Here is a 17,246-nt window from a genome sequence, read left to right on the forward strand (position 1 = left end):
CGCGGGCGGCACCCGGTCGAGCTGTTCGGCGGGGTGCGCTTCCCGGCCATCGGCGAGCTGCCGTACCTGCTGACCCTGGCGGGGCACGGCTTCTACTGGTTCCGGCTCCGTACGGACGGCGTCACCGCGTAGCACCCCCTGGTGGGGCGGTTTCCCCCGCCCCACCTGTGGGCACGCGTCAGTCACAACCGACCAGCGATTGGACGCGACGCCATGTCGGAAGCCATGTCGCAAGCCGTCACACGCTCTGTCACCACCAGCCCCGTCACGAGCGGCTCCGCCACCAGCAGCGGCCACGGTCTCCTCGCGTCACTGGACCCGCTGCTGCGCGAGTGGCTGCCCCGGCAGCGCTGGTTCGCGGGCAAGGGGCGCCCGGTCACGGGATTCTCGCTGGTCGCGGCCACGGAGCTGCTTCCCGTCGAAGGGAAGACGGGGCTGTACCACCTGCTGGTCCGCGCCCACCAGCCGCTCGCCGCCGTGCAGGGGCACGTCCCGCACCCCGGCGACTGCTACCAGCTGCTCATAGGCGTGCGCGAGGCGCTGCCCCCGATGCTGGCGCCCGCGCTGATCGGTCACGTCCACGAGGGCCCGCTCGCCGGCCGCACGGTGTACGAGGCCCTGTACGACCCCCGGGCCGCCGAGGTGATCCTGGAGGCGCTGCGCACACGGGCCCGTATCGGCGGGCTGCGCTTCGAGCGGCGCGGCGAGATACGTCCCGACCTGGTGCCCCGCATGGTGACCGCCGAACAGTCCAACTCGTCCGTCATCTATGGCGATACGTTCATTCTCAAACTGCTGCGCCGGGTCCTGCCCGGCGTCAACCCCGACCTGGAACTGCCGCTCGCCCTGGCCCGCGAGGGCTGCCCGAGGGTTCCCCCGCCGACGGCGTGGATGACGGCGGAGGCCACCATCGAGGCGGGCACCGACGAGCCGTACGTCCTGGGCGTGCTCCAGCCGTTCGTCCAGGGCGCCTCGGACGGCTGGGAGCTGGCGCTGCGCGAGCTGGCCAAGGGCGAGGACTTCAGCGCCGAGGCACGGGCGCTGGGCCGCGCCACGGCCGAGGTGCACACCACGCTCGCCCGGGCCCTGCCCACCGTGACCCTGGGCCACCTCCAGCTCCAGTCGCTGGTCGACGGCATGACCGAGCGCCTGGAGGCGGCGGCGCAGGCGGTGCCCGCGCTCCAGCCGTACGCACCCGCCCTGTGCTCCGCCTTCGAAGCGCTGGCCGACCTGGCCGCCGAGGGCGAGACCTGGACGGCCCAGCGCATCCACGGCGACCTCCACCTCGGCCAGTGCCTGCGCTCGCCGGCCGGGGAGTGGTCGCTGATCGACTTCGAGGGCGAGCCTGCGAAACCGCTGGCCGAGCGGCGGATGGCCCAGCCCGTGGAGCGTGACGTCGCCGGGATGCTGCGTTCCTTCGACTACGCCGCGCACTCGGCGGGCGGCCCGCCCGCACCGGAGTGGGCCGAGGCCTGCCGGGCCGCCTACTGCACCGGATACGCGGAGGTCAGCGGGCGCGACCCGCGCACCGACCCGGTCCTGCTGCGGGCCTACGAGACCGACAAGGCGATCTACGAAGTCCTCTACGAGGCCCGGCACCGCCCCGACTGGCTGCCGGTACCGCTCTCCGCGGTGCGCCGCCTGGCCGGCCCCGCCCCGGTGTGATGCCTCTGTCAGCACGCACCGACCCGACCTGTCCTGTCCTGCGCCGAGGAGGCTCCGCCCGTGACTGACCGCCCCCCGTCCAGCGGTTCGGACCCGAAGCAGACGGCCCAGGCCGCCGGCGCCGAGCAGCCGGCGGTCGCGAAGAAGGCCACCCCGAAGAAGGCCGCCGCGAAGAAGACCACGGCGAAGAAGGCGACCGCGAAGAAGACGGCGGTCAAGAAGACGGCCGCCAAGAAGACCGATGCGGCGACGGCGATGACCACGGCGAAGAAGACCGCCGTGAAGAAGACGGCCGCGAAGAAGACGACCGCGAAGAAGACGGCGGCCGGGGAAGCGACCGCCACCAAGGCACCCGTGAAGAAAGCCCCCACGAAGAAAGCCCCTGCCAAGAAGGCCCCCGCCAAGAAGGCCCCCGCGAAGAGGTCCCCCGCCGAGGCGGTCGCCTCCGCCGCCGTGCCGGCCGTAGGGACGGAGGCCGCCGGGCTGACGGCGTCGGCGGGCATGGCCCTCTCCCCCGCCGTCGGCGTCCTGGACCGCGAGCGGCTGCTCGGCGGCACGCACCACGACCCGCACTCGGTGCTCGGCGCGCATCCCGTGCCCGGCGGGGTCGCCGTGCGGGCCTTCAGGCCGTACGCGCTGGGGGTGGCCGTCATCGCCGGCGACCTCCAGGTCGAGCTGAGGCACGACGGGGAGGGGTTCTTCTCGGGGCTGCTGCCGCTGCCGGACGTACCGGAGTACCGGCTGGAGGTGGCCTACGCGGGCACCGTGCAGCGCACCGAGGACGCCTACCGGTTCCTGCCCACGCTCGGCGAGCTGGACCTGCATCTGATCGGTGAGGGGCGGCACGAGCAGCTGTGGCAGGCGCTGGGGGCGCATCCGATGACCCACCAGGGCGTGGCCGGCACCCGGTTCGCGGTGTGGGCGCCCAACGCGCGAGGGGTGCGGGTGGCCGGTGACTTCAACTTCTGGGACGGCACCGCGTTCCCGATGCGCTCGCTCGGCTCCACCGGTGTGTGGGAGCTGTTCGTGCCCGGGATCGGCGAGGGCGAGCTGTACAAGTTCGAGATCACCCGGCCGGACGGCTCCCGGACGCTGCGCGCCGACCCGCTGGCCCGCCGCACCGAGGTGCCGCCCGCCACCTCGTCCGTCGTGCACGCCTCCCACCACGAGTGGGGGGACGGGGAGTGGGTTCTCCGGCGCGCGCAGCGGCCCGCGCACGAGGCGCCGTTCTCCGTGTACGAGGTACATCTGCCGTCCTGGCGCCCCGGGCTGACGTACCGTGAACTGGCCGAGCAGCTGCCCGCCTACGTCAAGGACCTGGGCTTCACCCATGTGGAGCTGATGCCGGTCGCCGAGCATCCCTTCGGCGGCTCCTGGGGCTACCAGGTCACCGGCTTCTACGCGCCGACCGCGCGTCTGGGCACCCCGGACGACTTCAAGTACCTGGTGGACCGCCTGCACCAGGCGGGCATCGGGGTGCTGATGGACTGGGTGCCGGCGCACTTCCCGCGCGACGAGTGGGCGCTGGCCGAGTTCGACGGGCGCCCGCTGTACGAGCACTCCGATCCGCTGCGGGCCGCGCACCCCGACTGGGGCACCCTCGAGTTCGACTTCGGCCGGCGCGAGGTGCGCAACTTCCTCGTCGCGAACGCCCTGTACTGGTGCGAGGAGTTCCACATCGACGGGCTGCGCGTGGACGCGGTGGCCTCCATGCTCTACCTGGACTACTCGCGTGAGCCGGGCCAGTGGACGCCGAACCAGTACGGCGGCCGGGAGAACCTGGACGCGGTGGCCTTCCTGCAGGAGATGAACGCGACCGTGTACCGCAGGGTGCCGGGCGTGGTGACCGTCGCCGAGGAGTCGACGGCCTGGGACGGCGTCACCCGGGCCACCCACCACCGGGGCCCGAGCGGCTTCGGCGGCCTGGGTTTCGGGCTGAAGTGGAACATGGGCTGGATGCACGACTCGCTGCAGTACATGAGTCACGAGCCGATCCACCGCAAGTACCACCACGACGAGATGACGTTCTCGATGGTGTACGCCTACAGCGAGAACTACATGCTGCCGATCTCCCACGACGAGGTGGTGCACGGCAAGGGCTCACTGGTGTCGAAGATGCCCGGCGACTGGTGGCAGCAGCGCGCGAGCCTGCGCGCCTATCTCGGCTTCATGTGGTCCCACCCGGGCAAGCAGCTGCTGTTCATGGGCCAGGAGTTCGCCCAGGGCAGCGAGTGGTCCGAGGAGCGCGGCCCCGACTGGTGGCTGCTGGACCCGTCGTACGGCGCGGCGGCCGACCACCGGGGCGTGCTGGACCTGGTGCGCGACCTGAACGCCGCCTACCGGGCGACGCCCGCCCTGTGGGCGCGGGACGTCCACCCCGACGGCTTCCAGTGGATCGTCGGGGACGCGGCGGACGACAACGTCTTCGCGTTCCTGCGCCACGACACCGAGGGCGCCCCGCTGCTGGCGGTGTCCAACTTCTCCCCGGCCGTCCGCCACGACTACCGGCTCGGCGTCCCCGACGACGTTCCCGCCTGGCTGGAACTGGTCAACACGGACGCGGCCCGCTACGGCGGCAGCGACGTCGTCCACCCCGATCCGATCAAGCCGGAACCCCAGGGGTGGCACGGCCGGCCGGCGAGCATCCGGCTGGCCCTGCCGCCCCTGGCGACGGTGTGGCTGCGCCCGGCGTGAGTGTCCCGGGGGCTCCCCGGAGCTCCCGGAGCCCCCGGAACCCTGGAGCGACCGGAGCCAGGACGGCCACCGCTACTCGGTGAACGCGGCGGCCAGGGCGGGGGGCAGCGCCCCCGTGTGCACCACACCGAGCCGCTGCGTGGCCCGGGTCAGGGCCACGTAGAGATCGCTCGTGCCGTAGCGGCCCGGCTCGACCACCAGGACGGAGTCGAACTCCAGGCCCTTGGCCTGGCGCGGGTCGAGGAGGACGACCGTGTGCGTCAGGTCGGGTTCGGCGCCGGCCGTGACCCCGTCCAGCCGGGCGGCCAGGGCGCGGTGCAGGTCGCGCGGGGCGATCACGGCGAGCCGGCCCTCGTCCGGGGTGAGCTCGGCGACCGCCTTCTCCACCGCGCCGGGCAGGTCGTCGGTGGCACGGGCCCAGGGCCGCACGCCCGTGGAGCGCACCGAGCTCGGCGGCCGGAAACCGGGGTTCTCCGCGCGGACCACGGCCGCGGCCACGTCCATGATCTCGGCCGGGGTGCGGTAGTTGACGCCGAGGCGGGTGTGCTCCCAGCGGTCCTCGACGTACGGCTGGAGGATGCCCTCCCAGGAGCCGACACCGGCCGCCTCCGCGGTCTGCGCCGGGTCGCCGACCAGGGTCATCGAGCGGGTGGGGCAGCGCCGCATCAGCAGCCGCCACGCCATCGGCGACAGCTCCTGCGCCTCGTCGACGATGATGTGCCCGAACGCCCAGGTCCGGTCGGCCGCCGCGCGCTCGGCGGCGCTGCGGTGGTCGGCCTCCTCCTGCCGCTCGGCGAACCGCTCGGCGTCGATGATGTCGTGCGCGGACAGCACCTCCGACGCGTCCGGGTCACCGTCCTCCTTGTCCTCGAACTCGTAGGTCCGGGAGGCGTACGACACGTCCAGGACGCCCTGCGCGTACGCCACCTGGGTCTCGCGCTCCCGCTCGGCGCGGGCCCGGGCCACCCGGTCGTCCTCGCCCAGCAGCTCGGCGGCCTCGTCGAGCAGGGGGACGTCCGCCACGGTCCAGGCCCGGGTCACCGGCCGGCGGACGGCGTCCGCGTCCTCCTCGGACAGATACCCGTCCGGCTCGGCGAGGAAGTCCGCGACCAGCCGCTGCGGGGTCAGCCGCGGCCACAGCTGGTCGATGGCCGCCCAGACCTCGGGGTTGTCGGCGAGTTCGTCGCGGATCTGGGTGATGTCGGAGGCGTCGAGAAGGCTGGAGCCGTCGTAGGGGTCGGTGCCGACCCGCTCCGCGTACAGCTCGGTCAGCGTGTTCAGGACGTGGCCCTCGAAGTGCTCGCGGGCCACGTTGTGCGGCAGCTTCGCGGCGCGGGTGCGCTCGCGGGCCACGCTCACCAGGCCGTCGTCGAGCATGAGCACCTCGCGCTCGTGCTCGACGGCGATCACCGGATCGGGCAGCGCCTGCCGGTCCCTGACGGCGGCGGCGAGCACGTCGGCCATGTCGGCGCGGCCCTTGACGGCGGCGGCCTCGGGCGTGTCGGTGCCCTTGGCCCGCACGCCGGGGAACAGTTCGCCCACGGTCGCCAGCAGGACGCCGGTCTCGCCCAGGGAGGGCAGCACCTCGCCGATGTAGCCGAGGAAGGCGGGGTTCGGGCCGACGATCAGCACGGCGCGCCGGGCGAGCAGCTCCCGGTGCTCGTAGAGCAGATAGGCGGCCCGGTGCAGCGCGACCGCGGTCTTTCCCGTGCCCGGGCCGCCCTCCACCACGAGCACACCACGGTGCGGCGCGCGGATGATGCGGTCCTGGTCGGCCTGGATGGTCCGCACGATGTCGCCCATCCGGCCGGTGCGCGCGGAGTTGAGCGCGGCCAGCAGCACCGCGTCGCCGGTCGGGTCCTCGTGCCCGGTGCGGGTGGCGTCGCCGAGGTCGAGGATCTCGTCATGCAGGGAGGTGACCCGGCGGCCCTCGGTGGAGATGTGCCGGCGGCGGCGCAGGCCCATCGGGGTGTGGCCGGTGGCCAGGTAGAAGGGCCGGGCGACGTCGGCCCGCCAGTCGATCAGGATCGGAGTGCGCTCGGCGTCGTCGGCGCGCAGCCCGATACGGCCGATGTGATGGCTGACTCCGTCGGTGAGGTCGATCCGGCCGAAGCAGAGCGAGCCGTCCACAGCGTTCAGCGCGGCGAGCAGCCCCGAGCGCTCGGCGACGAGGATGTCCCGCTCCAGCCTGGCCTGCATGGGCTTGTCGCCCTGTGCCAGCGCGTCCGTGACGGAGGCCTCGGCGTCGCCGCGCAGGGCGTCCACGCGCACGTACAGCCCGTCGATGAATTCCTGCTCCTGCCGCAATTCACCGTCGTGAAATTCGGTGTTTGACAATTCCGCTCCCGCCCGGATATACTGTGCGCACAACACTTCTCGGTGACCCGATTTCTCGGAAGTCGTGAATCACCGAATATACGCAGAGAAATCCTCCGAGCGCAATTGCGCTCGGAGGATTTCTCGTCTCTCCGGGCCCGCGGCCGGCCCGCTGTCGCCGAACCGCTCAGAGCACGTCGGCCAGCTCCTCCATCAGCCGCCGCTTGGCCCGCGCCCCCACCATCGACCTCACCGGCTCCCCGTCCCGGAACACCATCAGCGTCGGGGTGCCCAGCACGCCGTAGGCGAGCGTGGTCCCGGGATTCCGGTCCACGTCCAGCTGGACGATCTTCAGCCGGTCGCCCTCCTCGAACGCGATCTGCCCCAGCACGGGCGCCAGCTGCCGGCACGGCCCGCACCACTCGGCCGTGAACTGCACCAGCACCGGCAGGTCCGCCCCGAGCACCTCGGCCTCGAAGTCCGCGTCGGTCACCTCGGCCACCCCGGCCACCTGCTTGATCATCGCTCCTGCCCTCCCGGCGCCTGCTCGGGCACCAGCTCGCACCTCGGCTCCGGCCCACCCGGAACCAGCGCCTCGGCGGCCAGCTCGGTACGCGCCTGCTCGGCCCGCGACAGCTGCCCGGCGACCCGCGCCCGCACCGCCCGCAACTCACCGATCAACGCGTCCAGCTCGTCCAGTTTGCGCCGGTACACCGCGAGCGAGGCCGGGCACGAGTCCCCCTCCGGATGCCCGGCCCGCAGACACTCCACGAAGGGCCGCGTCTCCTCCAGCTCGAACCCGAAGTCCTGGAGCGTCCTGATCTCCCGCAGCAGCTTCAGGTCCCGCTCGTCGTAGGTACGGTGCCCCTGGGCATCCCGCCGCGCGGGCAGCAGCCCCCGCGACTCGTAGTACCGCACCGCCCGCGCCGTGGTCCCGGCCCGACCGGCAAGCTCACCGATTCGCATGCCGTCGACGGTACGGCTTGACGCCGACGTCAAGGGAAGCGCGAGGGGTCGCGGACCGTCAGACCAGCACGCCCGCCGACTCCTCCACCTCCAGCAGGGAGGCGCTGCGGCGCTCCTCGTCGAAGGCCCGGCGGCCGCCGCGCAGGCCGAAGAGGCGCTTGGCGAGGGCGATGTAGAGGACGGCGAGGACGTTGAGGGCGAGGGTGGTGATCTTGACCGCGCTGATGTGCTCGGTGAGTTCGTAGATCTCCAACGGGAGGAACGCGGCGGTGGCGACCACCGTCAGGTACTCCGCCCAGCGCTTGGCGTACCACAGGCCGACCGCCTCGATCAGTTCGATCAGGGCGTAGACCAGCAGCACTCCGGCCAGCAGGAGCAGGGTGGAGTGCTTGTATCCGAAGGTCTTCTGGATGGTGCCGACGACCGGAGAGTGGTCCAGGTCGTAGTGGAAGTGCCGGAAGACGGGCCGGAAGACGTCCAGGTACTCGTTGAACAGCCGGCGTACGGCGTCCTGGCTGTTGCTGAATTTCCACACCGCGACCGCGACCAGCACGATGAACACCCCGCGCACGGCCCGCTCGATCGCGAGGAAGCGCAGGATCAACAGATCCCGCAGCACCTTGCCGCGCGGCACCAGCGGAGCGTTCGCGGCCGGACCGGAGCCGTGCGGCTCCCCGAGCACGAAGTCGCCGCAGCGCAGGCAGCGCCAGACCTCGCCCAGCGCGGTGTCGGCGTGCAGCCGGATGCGCAGCCGGGGGTCGTCGGGCGCGTAGGTCACGTGGCCCTTGCGGGCGCAGGTCCGCCGGTTCCAGTCGATCGCCATCCCCCGTGCCTCCGTCTACGTGCTCGCGCGGCCGCGCCGCGCCGGTCGATCCGGCACGGCACGGTAGTGCATCGTGGTGAGAGACGTCGGCCGGGGGCTTTCAGTTCACGCCCGCACCGCTTTCCACCAGCTCCTTCACTTCCTCTGCCGGCTGGGCCGCGCGGGCGGTGCCGCGCGGCAGCAGCAGGGCGACGGCGAGCGTGCCGAGGCCGAGTATCACCGCGCCGACCAGGCTGGTGTGGGCGACCGCGTCGGCGAAGGACGAGCCGACCGCGTCCCGCATCCGCCGGGCACCCTGGGCGAGCTGCCCGGCCTGGGCCTTCAGCTGGGCGGCCTGCTGGGGGTCGCTCGCGTGGGCGGCCTGTGCGGCGAGGTGCCGTGCCTTGTCGCCGATGCCCTGGGCCACGGCGTATCCGGCGCCGACCGAGTCCTGGGCGGTGGACAGGGCGCTCGCCGGGAGCCCGCTGCCGGCGGTGGTGTCGGAGAGGTGATGGGAGTACGACGTCGACAGCAGCGAACCGAGGATCGCGATGCCGAGGGAGCCGCCCAGCTCGAGCGAGGTGTCGTTGACGGCGCCGCCGACGCCCAGCTCGGACTCCGGGAAGGCGCCCATGATGGCGTCGGTGCAGGGCGAGAGGGCGAGTCCGATCGCCAGGCCCAGGATCACCAGGGGTGCCACGAAGTCACCGTACGAGGACGAGCCGTCCACCCGGGTCAGCAGCGCCAGCGCGGCGGTGCCGCCGGCCATGCCCGCGGTGACCGTCCACCGCATGCCGACGCGCGGGGTGAGATAGCCGGTCAGGGCCGAGCCGGCGAAGACCGCGCCCGCCAGCGGCAGCATGCGCAGGCCGGTGGCCAGGGCGTCGTAGCCGAGGACGAACTGCAGGTGCTGGGTGAGGTAGTAGAAGGCGCCGAAGACGGCCAGGAAGAACAGGGCGACGGCGAGGTTGGAGCCCGCGAAGCGGCGGGCGGTGAAGCGGCGTACGTCGATGATGGGGCGCGGGTGGCGCAGCTCCCACAGGACGAAGGCCACCAGGCCGGCGCCCGCCACCGCCGCGGCCGTGACCGCCTTGGCGTCCCAGCCGAAGTGCGGGCCCTCGATGATCATGTAGACGAGCGAGCCGATCCAGATCACGGACAGCAGGCCGCCGACGTGGTCGATCCGCTCGTGGTGGCGGGCCCGGGAGGGCGGGACGAGCGCGAGGGCGGCCACCAGGGCCACGGCGGCGATCGGCACGTTGATCAGGAAGGTCGACGCCCAGCCGTGGTCCTTGAGCAGGGCGCCCGCGACGACCGGGCCGGCGGCGATCGCGAGGCCGGCGGTGGCGGTCCACAGGGTGATCGCCTTGGCGCGTTCGGCGCGCGGGAAGGTCGCGGCGAGCAGGGAGAGCGTGGCCGGCATGATCAGTGCGGCGCCGACGCCCATGACCGCGCGGGCCGCGATGACGGTGGTGGCGCTGTCGGCGAGGGAGCCGAAGACGGCTCCGCCGCCGAACACGACCAGGCCGAGGACGAGCGCTCCGCGCCGGCTGTACTTGTCGCCGATCGCGCCGAGCAGCAGCATCAGCGCCGCGTACGGGACGGTGTAGCCGTCGATCACCCATTGCAGGTCCGCGCTGGACAGGCCCAGGTCCCGGGTCATGTCGGGCGCGGCGACGGTGAGGGCGGTGTTGGCCATCACGATGATCAGCAGGCTGAGGCAGAGCACGAGGAGCGCCCACCAGCGCCGGGCGTAGGGCCGGTCCATCCGTTCGACCGGTTCGTTGATGACGAGTCGCATGGCAGGGGTCGCCTTCCTCGGATGCGCGACGAGACTTGCACAGTGATGTGCAGTTGCACAATGCTGTGCAATGTACGCCGGTTGCACAGCGCTGTGCAAGTCGGGAGGAGGGCACAATGTCAGCCATGACCACGGGTAACACCAGCCGCGCCGACGCGAACCGGCGCCGCATCCTCGACGTCGCTCTCGCCGAGCTGCTGCGCGACCCCGACGCGTCCATGGACCAGATCGCGCGCGCCGCGGGTGTCGTACGGCGCACGGTGTACGGCCACTTCCCCAGCCGCGAGGCGCTGATCAGCACGCTCGTCGACGACGCGGTGCAGGCACTCGCCGAGGCGCACGCGGCGGGCCGCGAAGGCGTGGAGGAACCGGCGGAGGCGCTGGCCCGCTCGGTGCTGGCGATCTGGCACATCGCCGACCGCTACCGCCTGCTGGTGGCGCTCGCCCAGCGCACGGTCACCACGCAGGGCATCCGCGAGCGGCTGACCCCGGTCCGGGAGAGCTGTGCGGAACTGCTCCGGCGCGGCCTCGACCAGGGCGCCTTCAGCTCCCCGCTGCCCGCGCCGGCCCTCGCCTACGTTCACGAGCAGATCCTGTTCGCCCTGATGGAGGCCGTGAACGACGGCCTGCTGGCAGCGCGGGAGGCGGGGCGCTCGGCGGCGGTCACGGTGCTGACGTCGGCGGGGGTGCCGGCCGCACTCGCGGGCGCGCTGGTGGAGAAGATCGGCGACTGACCGGCTGACCGGCTGACGTGGGCCGGCCGGCCGGGGCAGGCTGGTCAACCGGGGCACGCACGCAAAGAACCGAGCGGCCGGCCCACGGGGGAAGGGCACGGCCGCTCGGCGGTATTTCCTTGTCGCCGGATGCCCGGCCCGGGTTCAGACGGAGCCGGGCATCCGGAGCAGGGGTCGGCAGGGCGTATCGGTGTCAGGCCTTCGCCAGCTCCTTCTCGCCGCCCTCGCGCTGCTCCGGCACGTCCGTACGGGCGTCGTCGCCGGCGGAGTCGTCCAGCAGGGTCCGCTCGTCGAAGGGCAGGTCGCCGGCGAGCACCCGCCGCACCCGGTCCTTGTCGACCTCGCCGGTCCAGGTGCCGATCAGCAGGGTGGCGACGGCGTTGCCCGCGAAGTTCGTCAGGGCGCGGGCCTCGCTCATGAACCGGTCGATGCCGACGATCAGGCCGACGCCGTCGACCAGGGCGGGCTTGTGGGACTGCAGGGCACCGGCCAGGGTCGCCAGGCCGGCGCCGGTGACACCGGCGGCGCCCTTGGAGGCGATCATCATGAACAGCAGCAGGGTGATCTGCTGGCCGATGGAGAGCGGCTGGTCCATGGCGTCGGCGATGAAGAGGGACGCCATGGTCAGGTAGATCATGGTGCCGTCGAGGTTGAAGGAGTAGCCGGTCGGCACGGTGATGCCGACGACCGGGCGGCTCACACCCAGGTGCTCCATCTTGGCGATCAGCCGGGGCAGGGCCGACTCCGACGACGAGGTGGACAGGATCAGCAGGAACTCGCGGCCCAGGTACTTCAGCAGCTGGAAGATGTTGACGCCGGAGACCAGGCGGGTCATCGCGCCGAGCACCACGAACACGAACAGCAGACAGGTGACGTAGAAGCCCAGCATGATCGTGGCGAGTGCCTTCAGGGCGTCGACGCCCGTCTCACCGACGACGGCGGCCATGGCGCCGAAGGCGCCGATCGGGGCGGCCCACATGATCATGGCGAGCACGCGGAAGACCAGCCGCTGGATGTGCTCCACCCCGCGCAGGATCGGCTCGCCCCTGCGGCCCATGGCCTGCAGCGCGAAACCGACGAGGAGGGCGACCAGCAGCGTCTGGAGCACCTGGCCCTCGGTGAAGGACGACACCAGGGTGGTCGGGATGATCCCGAGCAGGAAGTCGACGGGGCCCTCCGTCGCGGCGTCCGCCTGCGCGTGGCCCACGCCCTTCACGGCCTCGGTGAGGTGCATGCCGCTGCCCGGGTGCACGATGTTGCCGACGACCAGGCCGATGGCCAGCGCCACGAACGACATGGCGACGAAGTAGCCGAGGGCGAGCCCGCCCACCTTGCCGACCTTGGCGGCCTTGCGCACCGAACCGACGCCGAGCACGATCGTGCAGAAGATGATCGGGGAGATCATCATCTTGATCAGGTTCACGAAGCCCTTGCCGAGCGGCTTGAGCTCCTTGGCGAAGTCCGGTGCGGCGAACCCGACGATGATGCCGAGGACCACCGCGGCGATCACGGCTATGTAGAGATAGTGGGTACGGTCCCGCTTTGCTGCGGGGCCGGGTCCTGCGGCGGGTGCGGCGGGTGCCGTATCGGCTGCGCTGCTCACGAGCGGCCCTCCTTGACGACGTCGTCGGCATCACCGGCGTGCGGCTCACGTCCGGGGTTTTCGGGGATGCCGTGACTATCTCCCGTCATGTGAGGGCGGTCACCCTTCCGTTCATTTAGTTCACGCCAGAACGGAGAGGCAGACTGACGGCATGCGGATACCCGTCCCTTCGAAACCTCGCAGCCTGGCGGGCCAGCTCTTCGCCATGCAGGCCGTGCTGCTGGCGCTCGTCGTGGCCGGATATGCACTGTTCACCTTCGTCAGCGACCGCGGCCAGGCCGAGAGCGCTGCCCGTCGGCAGGCGACGGCGGTGGCCCGTTCGATCGCCGACTCCCCCTCGGTACGGTCCGCGATCCACACCCCGAACCCCACCGCGGAACTCCAGCCGTACTCGCTGAAGGTGCAGCGGGACACCGGGGTCGACTTCGTCACGATCATGAGTCCGCAGGGCATCCGCTGGACCCATGTGGACTGGAAGCAGATCGGCAAGCCCTTCATCGGCACCATCGCGCCCGCCCAGCACGGCCGGACCTTCACCGAGACCTACACCGGCACCCTCGGCCCGTCCGTCCGTGCGGTCACGCCCGTCGAGGAGGGCGGGCAGGTCATCGGCCTGGTCAGCGCCGGCATCAAGGTCGAGGCGATCAGCCAGCGGATCCAGGAGCAGGTCACCGCGCTGTTCGGGGTCGCGGCCGGCATCCTCGCGCTCGGCGCGCTCGCCACGTACGTCATCAACGCGCGGCTGCGCCGGCACACCCACGGGATGAACGCCGAGGAGCTCAGCCGGATGCACGACTATCATCAGGCCGCGCTGCACGCGGTGCGCGAGGGGCTGCTGATGCTGGACGCGCAGTACCGGGTGGCGCTGATCAACGACGGCGGGCGCGAGCTGCTCGGGGTGGGCCGCGAGGCCGGTGAGGCGGACGTGGTGGGCAGGTCGGTGGCGGACCTCGGCCTGCCCGCGCCGCTGACGGGCGCGCTGCTGGCCTCGGAGCCACGGGTGGACGAGGTGCATCTGACCGACTCGCGCGTCCTGGTGGTGAACACCTCGCCGGTGTCGGGCGGTGAGCGCCGGGGCACGGTGGTGACCCTGCGCGATGTCACCGAGCTGCAGTCGCTGATGGGCGAGCTGGACTCCGAGCGCGGTTTCACGCAGGCGCTGCGCTCCCAGGCGCACGAGGCGGCGAACCGGCTGCACACGGTGGTGTCGCTGATCGAACTGGGCCGCGCCGAGGAGGCGGTCGGCTTCGCCACGGCAGAGCTGGAGCTGGCGCAGGCGCTGACCGATCAGGTGGTGGCGGCGGTCAGCGAGCCGGTGCTGGCCGCGCTGCTGCTCGGCAAGACCGCGCAGGCCAACGAGCGGGGCGTGGAGCTGGTGGTGTCCGAGGACAGCGGCCTGGACGACGGCCTGCTCCCCGAGACCCTGCCGCCCCGGGACCTGGTGACGATCCTCGGCAACCTCGTCGACAACGCGGTGGACGCGGCCCAGGGGGCCGAGAGCGGCCTGCGGCCGCGGGTGACCGTGACCGTCACGGCGTGCGCCGAGGACACCGAGCTGGTCCTACGGGTCGCGGACACCGGCCCCGGCGTGGACCCCGCCCACGCCGACCTGGTCTTCCAGCGCGGCTTCTCCACCAAGCCGACGGGCCCCGGCGGCCGCGGTCTGGGACTCGCCCTGGTGCGGCAGGCGGTCCACCGCCACGGAGGAACACTGACGGTGACGGAGGCCGAGAGCGGCGGCGCGGCGTTCGAGGCCCGACTGCCCCTGGGAGACGCCCCGGAGGAACGGGCGGCCATCGGGATCGGGGCCACCGGGACGGGGACCCGGGACGGGTCCGGGGCCGAGGTCACAGCCGGGCGCCGAGGCCGGGACGGGAGACACGGATGACGGACGGCAGCGGTGCGGCGATCCGTGTGCTGGTGGTCGAGGACGATCCGGTCGCGGCGGACGCGCACGTGATGTACGTGGGGCGGGTGCCCGGGTTCGTCGCGGTCGGCAAGGCGCACACGGGTGCGGAGGCCCGGCGGGTGCTGGAGCGGACCCCGGTGGACCTGCTGCTGCTCGATCTGCACCTGCCGGATGTGCACGGGCTCCAGCTGGCCCGTTCCCTGCGGGCCGCCGGCCATCACGCGGACGTGATCGCGGTGACCTCGGCCCGGGACCTCGCGATGGTGCGCGAGGGGGTGTCGCTGGGCGTGGTCCAGTACGTCCTGAAGCCGTTCACCTTCGCGACCCTGCGGGACCGTCTGGTCCGCTACGCCGAGTTCCACGCGGCGGTCGGCGAGGCCGGCGGCCAGGACGAGGTGGACCGGGCGCTCGCGGTGCTGCGCGCCCCGGGCCCCGCCGCCCTGCCCAAGGGGCTGAGCGCGCCGACGCTGGAGCGCGTGACCGGCGCGCTGCGCACGGCGGAGGAGGGGCTCACGGCGGCCGGGGTCGCCGAGGCGGTGGGCATCTCCCGGATCACGGCCCGCCGCTATCTGGAGCACCTGGTGGACGCGGGGCGGGCCGCGCGGCGCCCGCTCTACGGGCAGGTGGGCAGACCGGAGCTGGTGTACCGGTGGGTGCCGGGGGGTGCCCCGAGCCGGTAGCCGAGCGCGTCCGGTGCCGCGACTGCCGCGACTGCGGTGACGTGGGGGGGTGACGTGGGCGGTCACGCGGGCGGTCAGGCGGGCGGTCACGCGGAACCTACGGAACCGTAGGTTCGTACAAGCTGTGATCCTGTGGGAACGGACCGTGGTCAAGGGGTCGGCGGGGCCCTAGCTTGTGGGCGTGCGCCGACCCGACCAGCCCAGTTCGTCCGCCGCTCCGCCGTTCAACGCCCCGGCCGCGCGGCGGCTTCGTGCCGCACTCGGGATGGGGCCCGAACATGTCGCCCACGGGATGCGGGTCTCGTACGGGCTGCCCTACGTCACCCCCGGCCTCGTCACCGCCTGGGAACGCGGGATCGCCTCCCCGTCCGGCCCGGAGCTGACCGCGCTCGCCGGTGTGCTGTGGTGCGCGCCGGGCGAGCTGATCGGCAGGCCGCGCACCCTGCGCGAGCACCGCATCGCGCGCGGGCTGCCGCCGGAGGACGTGGCCCGCGCGGTCGGGCTCGACCTGCCGCGCTATCTGCGGATGGAGGACCGCGACGACTTCAGCGGCACCGAGCGGCAGTCCGCCGCGCTCGCGGGCGTGCTGGAGCTGTCGCTGCCCGACTTCGTCGCCGTCGCCGGACGCGAGGGCAGACTGGCCGAGTTGCTGCGCAGCGCCGTCGACACCCGCTGGCAGGCCTACGTCCGTCCGGTGGGCAAGGTGGTGCCCCTGGAGCGGCGCGTGCTGGAGAAGGTGCTCCAGGAGCTGCACCAGGACTACCAGGGGCAGATGGTCGCCTCGCTCAGCTGGGGCGGGAACAGCGCCGCCGACCAGGCGGGCGACGCCGGGCGCGACTTCCTGGAGCGGATCGTGGAGCGGTTCTGGGCCAAGGCCGGCCCGTACGGCTAGAAGACCGACTCCGCCTCGTCCATCCGGTCCTTGGGGACCGTCTTCAGCTCGGTCACCGCCTGCGCCAGCGGGACCATCACGATGTCGGTGCCGCGCAGTGCGGTCATGTGGCCGAACTCGCCGCGGTGCGCGGCCTCCACCGCGTGCCAGCCGAAGCGGGTGGCGAGGACACGGTCGTAGGCGGTGGGCACGCCGCCGCGCTGGACGTGGCCGAGGATGACCGGCTTGGCCTCCTTGCCGAGCCGCTTCTCCAGCTCGTAGGCCAGCGCCGTGCCGATGCCCTGGAAGCGCTCGTGGCCGAACTTGTCGATCTCGCCCTTGCCGTAGTCCATGCTGCCCTCGACGGGGTGGGCGCCCTCGGCGACGCAGATCACGGCGAACTTCTTGCCGCGGGCGAAGCGCTCCTCGACCATCTTGACCAGGTCGACGGGGCCGAAGGGGCGTTCGGGCAGGCAGATGCCGTGGGCGCCGGCGGCCATGCCGGACTCCAGGGCGATCCAGCCCGCGTGCCGTCCCATGACCTCGACGACCATCACCCGCTGGTGGGACTCGGCCGTCGTCTTCAGGCGGTCCATCGCCTCCGTCGCGACGCCGACGGCCGTGTCGAAGCCGAAGGTGCGGTCGGTGGAGGAGATGTCGTTGTCGATGGTCTTGGGAACGCCGACGACCGGGAGTCCCGCGTCGGAGAGCATGCGGGCCGCCGTCAGCGTGCCCTCGCCGCCGATCGGGATCAGGGCGTCGATGCCGAACTGGTGGATCATGTCGGAGGCGTTCTCGCAGGCCTCGCGGAGCCGGTCGCGCTCCAGCCGGGAGGAGCCGAGGATGGTCCCGCCGCGGGCGAGGATGCCGCCGACCGCGTTGAGGTCCAGCTCGCGGTAGCGGCCGTCGAGCAGGCCGGCGTAGCCGTCCTCGAAACCGATGACCTCGTCGCCGTACGTCGTGACCGCTCGGTGCACGACCGACCGGATCACCGCGTTCAGTCCCGGACAGTCGCCGCCTGCCGTGAGAACTCCGATACGCATCGTGCTGTGTCTCCTGCTCGCTGTTGACACCGGTGATCCTGTCCGATTGTTTCACGAACCGGAGGCTGCTCGGTCTTGACGGGCGCCTTATCTATCGGCGGGGGTATTGTCAAGAGGGTTCCGCTCACCCCGGCGGGCGTTTTTTTGCCCAGATGGGCGACA

Annotated in this window: 14 protein-coding genes; 7 read left to right on the forward strand and 7 right to left on the reverse strand. The window is 72.3% G+C overall.

Annotation, left to right across the window (positions count from 1 at the left end; all coding sequences use genetic code 11):
• From R2S09_RS34750 to glgB, 3 genes are all read left to right on the forward strand, one after another.
• Window positions 1–132: alpha-glucosidase C-terminal domain-containing protein (locus R2S09_RS34750; protein WP_316745343.1), on the forward strand; the 132-nt coding region annotated here is incomplete at its 5' end.
• A 93-nt stretch (window positions 133–225) separates the two neighbouring features.
• Window positions 226–1,665, forward strand: coding sequence for a maltokinase N-terminal cap-like domain-containing protein (locus tag R2S09_RS34755; protein WP_316745326.1), 1,440 nt, complete (start codon window positions 226–228; stop codon window positions 1,663–1,665).
• A 60-nt stretch (window positions 1,666–1,725) separates the two neighbouring features.
• Window positions 1,726–4,359 carry a 1,4-alpha-glucan branching enzyme gene (gene glgB / locus R2S09_RS34760; protein ID WP_316745327.1) on the forward strand — a complete coding sequence of 878 codons (2,634 nt, stop codon included), beginning with the start codon at window positions 1,726–1,728 and terminating at the stop codon, window positions 4,357–4,359.
• A gap of 72 nt (window positions 4,360–4,431) precedes the next feature.
• On the opposite strand, the gene R2S09_RS34765 is transcribed toward glgB, so the two are convergent.
• From R2S09_RS34765 to R2S09_RS34785, 5 genes are all read right to left on the reverse strand, one after another.
• Window positions 4,432–6,666, reverse strand: a complete 2,235-nt coding sequence (locus tag R2S09_RS34765) for an AAA family ATPase (protein ID WP_306191786.1) — start codon at window positions 6,664–6,666, stop codon at window positions 4,432–4,434.
• Window positions 6,667–6,862: 196 nt separating this feature from the next.
• The gene (locus tag R2S09_RS34770; protein ID WP_306191781.1) at window positions 6,863–7,198 is read right to left on the reverse strand and encodes a co-chaperone YbbN; all 336 of its coding nucleotides are present in this window, start codon (window positions 7,196–7,198) and stop codon (window positions 6,863–6,865) included.
• Window positions 7,195–7,641 (reverse strand): MerR family transcriptional regulator, encoded by a 447-nt coding sequence (locus tag R2S09_RS34775; RefSeq protein ID WP_306191780.1) that lies wholly within the window; start codon window positions 7,639–7,641, stop codon window positions 7,195–7,197. Before R2S09_RS34775 ends, R2S09_RS34770 begins: the two co-directional genes overlap by 4 nt.
• 58 nt (window positions 7,642–7,699) lie before the next feature.
• Window positions 7,700–8,464: a DUF2127 domain-containing protein gene (locus tag R2S09_RS34780; protein ID WP_316745328.1), complete on the reverse strand. Its 765-nt coding sequence runs from the start codon at window positions 8,462–8,464 to the stop codon at window positions 7,700–7,702.
• Window positions 8,465–8,564: 100 nt separating this feature from the next.
• Complete coding sequence (locus tag R2S09_RS34785; RefSeq protein WP_316745329.1) at window positions 8,565–10,244, reverse strand: MFS transporter; 1,680 nt, start codon at window positions 10,242–10,244, stop codon at window positions 8,565–8,567.
• 116 nt (window positions 10,245–10,360) lie between these two features.
• On the opposite strand from R2S09_RS34785, the gene R2S09_RS34790 reads away from it, so the two are divergent.
• The gene (locus R2S09_RS34790; RefSeq protein ID WP_306191777.1) at window positions 10,361–10,978 is read left to right on the forward strand and encodes a TetR/AcrR family transcriptional regulator; all 618 of its coding nucleotides are present in this window, start codon (window positions 10,361–10,363) and stop codon (window positions 10,976–10,978) included.
• Between the two features lie 193 nt (window positions 10,979–11,171).
• Here the strand turns inward: R2S09_RS34790 and R2S09_RS34795 are convergent, their stop codons facing one another.
• Window positions 11,172–12,581 carry a cation:dicarboxylate symporter family transporter gene (locus tag R2S09_RS34795; protein ID WP_316745330.1) on the reverse strand — a complete coding sequence of 470 codons (1,410 nt, stop codon included), beginning with the start codon at window positions 12,579–12,581 and terminating at the stop codon, window positions 11,172–11,174.
• A 151-nt stretch (window positions 12,582–12,732) separates the two neighbouring features.
• Here R2S09_RS34795 and R2S09_RS34800 point away from each other — a divergent pair, with 151 nt between their 5' ends.
• The 3 genes from R2S09_RS34800 to R2S09_RS34810 all read left to right on the forward strand — a co-directional run bounded on the left by R2S09_RS34800 (window position 12,733) and on the right by R2S09_RS34810 (window position 16,062).
• On the forward strand, window positions 12,733–14,469 hold the full coding sequence (locus R2S09_RS34800) for a sensor histidine kinase (RefSeq protein ID WP_306191775.1): 1,737 nt from the start codon (window positions 12,733–12,735) through the stop codon (window positions 14,467–14,469).
• Window positions 14,466–15,170: a response regulator gene (locus R2S09_RS34805; RefSeq protein WP_306191774.1), complete on the forward strand. Its 705-nt coding sequence runs from the start codon at window positions 14,466–14,468 to the stop codon at window positions 15,168–15,170. The genes R2S09_RS34800 and R2S09_RS34805 overlap by 4 nt, the downstream gene beginning before the upstream one ends.
• A gap of 181 nt (window positions 15,171–15,351) precedes the next feature.
• The gene (locus tag R2S09_RS34810) at window positions 15,352–16,062 is read left to right on the forward strand and encodes a helix-turn-helix transcriptional regulator (protein ID WP_316745331.1); all 711 of its coding nucleotides are present in this window, start codon (window positions 15,352–15,354) and stop codon (window positions 16,060–16,062) included.
• Here the strand turns inward: R2S09_RS34810 and R2S09_RS34815 are convergent.
• Complete coding sequence (locus R2S09_RS34815; protein ID WP_316745332.1) at window positions 16,059–17,084, reverse strand: ATP-dependent 6-phosphofructokinase; 1,026 nt, start codon at window positions 17,082–17,084, stop codon at window positions 16,059–16,061. The two genes, R2S09_RS34810 and R2S09_RS34815, sit on opposite strands and share 4 nt — an antisense overlap.
• Between the last annotated feature and the right edge of the window lie 162 nt (window positions 17,085–17,246).

Origin of the sequence: Streptomyces sp. MK7 (assembly GCF_032658145.1) — a bacterium.
GTDB classification, from domain to species: Bacteria; Actinomycetota; Actinomycetes; order Streptomycetales; family Streptomycetaceae; genus Streptomyces; species Streptomyces spiralis.